Raw genomic sequence first — 4991 nt, 5'->3', positions numbered from 1 at the left:
GGGACGTGCTGCCGCACCCCCGCACGGTGGGCAACGCGGAGTTCTAATTCGAGGGGGAGCTTGCTCCCCCTCGACCTCCCCCTCCTCGTGAGGCCCTGCGGGCGATGAAAAAGGACGGCTGAAAGCCGTCCTTTTCTATATGCTTCCGATCCACTGCCGCCTCGCAGAGGCGTTTCATACTGTTGCATCATAAAAAACTTTAAAAAAGTTTTTTATTGCGGCGCGCAGAAAAAGAATGGCCGACATCACCACAGGCGGCTTCGCCGCCAGGGCCGCTCATGCGGTCCCAATAAAACAATTTTATTGTTTTATGAGTGATTGCTGTCACAGTTCCACAGTCCCTGTGGCGATTTTTCGCCGAAACGCCTCGTCATGCTCCACAAACAGCATGGTGGGCTGGAATTCCAGCAGCAGTTCCTCGATCTGCATCCGGGACCACACATCGATATAATTCAGTGGCTCATCCCAGATATACAAATGTGCACTCTCACAGAGGCTCCGGGCAATAAGAAGTTTTTTCTTCTGCCCGGCGGACCAGTGTTCCATGTCCTTTTCAAACTGGACCCGAGGAAAGTCCAGCTTCCGCAGGATCGCCAGCAGCAGCGTTTCATCCACGCCGTTCGCTCGGGCATAATCCCGCGGGTTTCCCCGCAGGTGAGACGTATTCTGCGGCACATAGGAAACTGTCAGTCCCGACAGCCGTTTCACCGTCCCGGTGCTGGTCATGCTGGTTTCTCCCCGCAGCCACTTCAGCAGCGTGGATTTCCCACTGCCGTTCCTCCCGTCCAGCGCGATTCTCTCCCCCGGCTCCAACTGGAAAGCCAGCGGGCCGCAGGCTCGCTTCTCTCCATAAAACAGCGACACATCCGCCAGATGCAGAAGCCGCCCCCGGGCAGTCAGGGGCCGCAGCTTCAAAGATTCGGCCTTCTCCAGATCCTGCAGCAGGCTGGATGCCTCTTCCAGCGCCTTCTGCCGCCGCTGTTGGATGGACTTGGTCCGCCGCATCATTTTGGCGGACTTATGGCTCACAAAGCCCCGGTCCATCGGACCGCTTTTTCCCAGTCCGGTCTTGGTGGACTCCACTTTGTCAGACCAGTTGGAGGTGCGGGCCGCCGCCTGCCCTAGACGGTCCACCTCCTTTTTCAGCCGCTCGTTTTTCGCCTGCTCAAAAACGTTGCGCCGCTCCATGTTTTCCCACCAGGTAGAAAAATTGCCGCTCTGCACCTCAAAATCCGTTTTGGTAAAAGCCAGAATGTGGTCCACACAGCCGTCCAGAAAATCCCGGTCATGAGACACCAGCAAAAAGCCCCCCTTCCGCCGCAGATAGGACGATACGACCCGCCGTGCGGCGGCGTCCAGATGGTTCGTCGGCTCGTCAATGAGCAGGTAGCGCTCCCTGCTGCAAAACAGCGCCGCCAGCAGGCATTTCGTCCGCTCTCCGTTGGAAAGTGTGGGAAAGGGCCGGTACAGCGCCTCCGGGTCCACGCCCAGCAGCCCGGTCTCCCGCAGAAATTCCCACTCCTCCGCCGCCGGACAGACCTGGCTGAGAACGTCCAGCGTTATGCGGTCAGGGCCTCTTACCTCTTGGGGAAAGCAGGCGCAGGACGGTACGCCGGAGATACTGCCGCTGTATGGATACCTTCCCATCAGCAGCCGCAGCAGGGTCGTCTTTCCCCGTCCGTTGCGGCCCAGAATGCCCAGCTTCCAATCAGTGTCGAACTGGAAACAGGCCTTTTCAAACACATTATCATAGCTGCCCGGATAGGCAAATGTCAGGCCATCGGCCTGGATCATGGACATACGCATCCCTCCTATGCAAAATGAGCCGCAGGAAACCGTTCCTGCGGCTCGTGGCATCGGCACAGTACCCCGCTTTTCAGCGGGGATGTCTGATCCACAGCATAGAAGGAGTTCGCTTTCCTGCTTTCAGCACCCACGGCAAATACGCCTCCACAAGGAGGCGGCCAGCAGCCGTTTCACGCTCTCAAGGAGCGCGGTGCCGTATTTTGTTCAGCAGGAAGCAGACTTCATCCTTCCACCTCTCTCTTTTGAATGTGCACTCATTATATAGTCAATGAACTTGAAAAATAGCAAAGCTATTTTTCAGGCGGGCGATGCCCGCCGTGCGCAAAGCGCACAGCCATTGGCTATGAAATCCAAATCAAGGCCGCGGCAGCGGCTTGTCACAGCGCATATGCGCTGCGACACTTGGAAAGTGGTTTTATCACTTTCCAAGTTATTTGATTATAACAAGGCCCATCTTGATCTGTCAAGCTATAAGTTATCCTAATATTAAACTTGCGAAAATATACGACTCATTTCTAAAAAGCCTCTTCCTTTTTTTCAGATTTCATGGTATATTTGACAGACGCAGTAATAAGTACTACCTTTTATTGGATATAGATTGGAGGACGCCTATGAACATTCTCTCTGACATTGAGATCGCCCAGGCCTGCGCCATGCGGCCCATCACTGAAATTGCCCAGACCGCCGGGGTGGACGATCAGTATTTGGAACTATACGGCAATTACAAGGCCAAGGTGGACTACCGCCTGCTGCGGGAAAGCGAGCGCCCCGACGGCAAGCTGATCCTGGTCACCGCGATCAATCCGACCCCCGCCGGCGAGGGCAAGACCACCACCACCGTGGGCCTGGCTGACGCCATGCGGAGGCTGGGGAAGAACACGCTGGTGGCGCTGCGGGAACCGTCTCTCGGCCCTGTGTTCGGCGTGAAGGGCGGAGCCGCCGGCGGCGGTTATGCCCAGGTGGTGCCCATGGAGGATATCAACCTCCACTTTACCGGCGATTTCCACGCCATCGGCGCCGCCAACAATTTGTGTGCGGCGATGCTGGACAACCACATCCAGCAGGGCAATGCCCTTGGCATCGACGTTAAGCGCATCACCTGGAAGCGCTGCGTGGATATGAACGACCGCCAGCTCCGGAACATCGTGGACGGCCTGGGCGGCCGGATGCAGGGCGTTCCCCGAGAGGACGGCTTCGACATCACCGTAGCCAGCGAGATCATGGCGGTGCTGTGCCTGTCCGCCGACATCCCCGACCTGAAGGCCCGGCTGGGCCGCATGGTGGTGGGCTACACCTATGACGGCCGACCCGTCACCGCCCACGACCTGAAGGCCGAGGGCGCCATGGCCGCCCTGCTGAAGGACGCTTTGAAGCCCAACCTGGTCCAGACTTTAGAGGGCACCCCCGCCTTTATCCATGGCGGCCCCTTCGCCAACATCGCCCATGGCTGCAACTCTGTGATGGCTACCAAGATGGCCCTGCGGCTGGCGGATTACACCGTCACCGAAGCGGGCTTCGGCGCGGACCTGGGCGCGGAGAAATTCCTGGACATCAAGTGCCGTCTGGCGGGCCTGACGCCCAGCGCCGTGGTGGTGGTGGCCACCGTCCGGGCGCTGAAGAACCACGGCGGCGTGCCGAAGACGGAGCTGAACACGGAAAACCTGGAGGCTCTGGAAAAGGGCCTGCCCAACCTGCTCCAGCATGTGGAGAACATCACCCAGGTCTACGGCCTGCCCTGCGTGGTGGCCATCAACGCCTTCCCCACCGACACTGCCGCCGAGTTGAAACTCGTCGAGGACAAGTGCCGGGAGCTGGGTGTGAACGTGGCCCTCAGCGAGGTCTGGGCCAAGGGCGGCGAGGGCGGCATCGCCCTGGCGGAGGAAGTCGTGCGCCTGTGCGAACAGCCCAGTGACTTCCGCTTCGCCTATGACACGGAGGACAGCATCGAAAAGAAGCTGAACGACATCGCCCGGAAGATCTACCACGCCGACGGCGTGGAGCTGACCGCCGGGGCCAGGAAGCAGATGAAGGAGCTGGAGGCCTTGGGCTTTGACAAACTGCCCATCTGCATGGCGAAGACCCAGTATTCCTTCTCCGACGACCAGACCAAGCTGGGCGCGCCCAGGGATTTCACCATCACGGTGCGGAATTTGAAGGTCTCCGCCGGAGCGGGCTTCCTGGTGGCCCTGACCGGCGACATCATGACCATGCCGGGCCTGCCCAAGGTGCCTGCCGCCGAGAAGATCGATGTGGACGAGAACGGCAAGATCACGGGATTGTTCTGAGGCATGGTCATGCCGCCGCAAGTGCGGCGTGCAAGTGTTTTGCCGCAGGCAAAACCTTGGCGGAGGCGGAATTCATTTCCGCCGAGCATTGAAATAAAAGAGGGGCCCCCACGGAGCGTGCCGCTCCGTGGGGAGCCATGCCGGGCCTGCCCAAGGTGCCTGCCGCCGAGAAGATCGACGTGGACGAGAACGGCAAGATCACGGGATTGTTCTGAGGCATAACATATGACCGCCGGAGCATATGCTCCGGCGGTCATTTTGTTATGATGCATGATTTTTTGGCTGGGAAATGACGCTTTCCTCCGCCATCTGCTGAGCCTGGATGAGAATATCGCTGGCCTGTCCAAAATTTTGAGCTTTCAAGGCAGAAATTGCGTCTGATAATGCGTTGAACAGTTGAAAATACGGGGCCTTGTAGTCAATCATTTCAATCACCTCCAGTATATTTTAGGACATATTGTCCAATAACTCAATAGGACAATATGGACAAAATATACTGGCATCAGGTGATGCTTATGAAATTGCGAATTCGTGACATGCGGGAGGATCAGGATCTAAAGCAAAAAAACGTGGCCGCCGCACTGCTGTGCGATCAAAGCCTGTATTCCAAATATGAACGGGGCGAGCGGCCGCTTCCTTTGGAACTTGCGGACAAGCTGGCAGATTTTTATGGCACCAGCGTAGATTATTTGCTGGGGCGTACCGATGAAAAAACGCCTTATCCGCCTGGTAAACGCAAATAGAGCGCTTTATTTGAAATACGAAAAAAGGACGGCTGAAAGCCGTCCTTTTTCGTTGCCCGCAGGGCCTCACGAGGAGGGAAAGGTCGAGGGGGAGCAAGCTCCCCCTCGAATTAGAACTCCGCGTTGCCCACCGTGCGGGGGTGCGGCAGCACGTCCC

Annotated in this window: 6 protein-coding genes; 3 read left to right on the top strand and 3 right to left on the bottom strand. The window is 57.8% G+C overall.

What is annotated here, in order from left to right; translation table 11 throughout:
* Positions 1-199 precede the first annotated feature (199 nt).
* Together Q0Z69_RS16570 and abc-f are read right to left on the bottom strand one after the other, a co-directional pair.
* Positions 200-328 carry a hypothetical protein gene (locus tag Q0Z69_RS16570; RefSeq protein WP_298035508.1) on the bottom strand — a complete coding sequence of 43 codons (129 nt, stop codon included), beginning with the start codon at positions 326-328 and terminating at the stop codon, positions 200-202.
* Positions 325-1800, bottom strand: a complete 1476-nt coding sequence (abc-f, locus tag Q0Z69_RS16565) for a ribosomal protection-like ABC-F family protein (RefSeq protein ID WP_298035507.1) — start codon at positions 1798-1800, stop codon at positions 325-327. Before abc-f ends, Q0Z69_RS16570 begins: the two co-directional genes overlap by 4 nt.
* Before the next feature lie 617 nt (positions 1801-2417).
* Here abc-f and Q0Z69_RS16560 point away from each other — a divergent pair.
* Entirely contained in the window at positions 2418-4091 is a 1674-nt protein-coding gene (locus Q0Z69_RS16560) for a formate--tetrahydrofolate ligase (protein WP_367272346.1), read from the top strand.
* Between the two features lie 137 nt (positions 4092-4228).
* The gene (locus Q0Z69_RS16975; protein ID WP_367272347.1) at positions 4229-4306 is read left to right on the top strand and encodes a formate--tetrahydrofolate ligase; all 78 of its coding nucleotides are present in this window, start codon (positions 4229-4231) and stop codon (positions 4304-4306) included.
* A gap of 46 nt (positions 4307-4352) precedes the next feature.
* Here Q0Z69_RS16975 and Q0Z69_RS16555 read toward each other — a convergent pair whose 3' ends face one another.
* Positions 4353-4517 carry a hypothetical protein gene (locus Q0Z69_RS16555; protein ID WP_298035506.1) on the bottom strand — a complete coding sequence of 55 codons (165 nt, stop codon included), beginning with the start codon at positions 4515-4517 and terminating at the stop codon, positions 4353-4355.
* Between the two features lie 89 nt (positions 4518-4606).
* On the opposite strand from Q0Z69_RS16555, the gene Q0Z69_RS16550 reads away from it, so the two are divergent.
* Complete coding sequence (locus Q0Z69_RS16550; protein ID WP_298035505.1) at positions 4607-4834, top strand: helix-turn-helix domain-containing protein; 228 nt, start codon at positions 4607-4609, stop codon at positions 4832-4834.
* Positions 4835-4991: the final 157 nt, after the last annotated feature.

The sequence above is a fragment of the uncultured Dysosmobacter sp. genome (genome assembly GCF_947631165.1).
GTDB lineage: Bacteria > Bacillota > Clostridia > Oscillospirales > Oscillospiraceae > Oscillibacter.
This window is presented reverse-complemented; position numbering and strand designations above follow the sequence as displayed.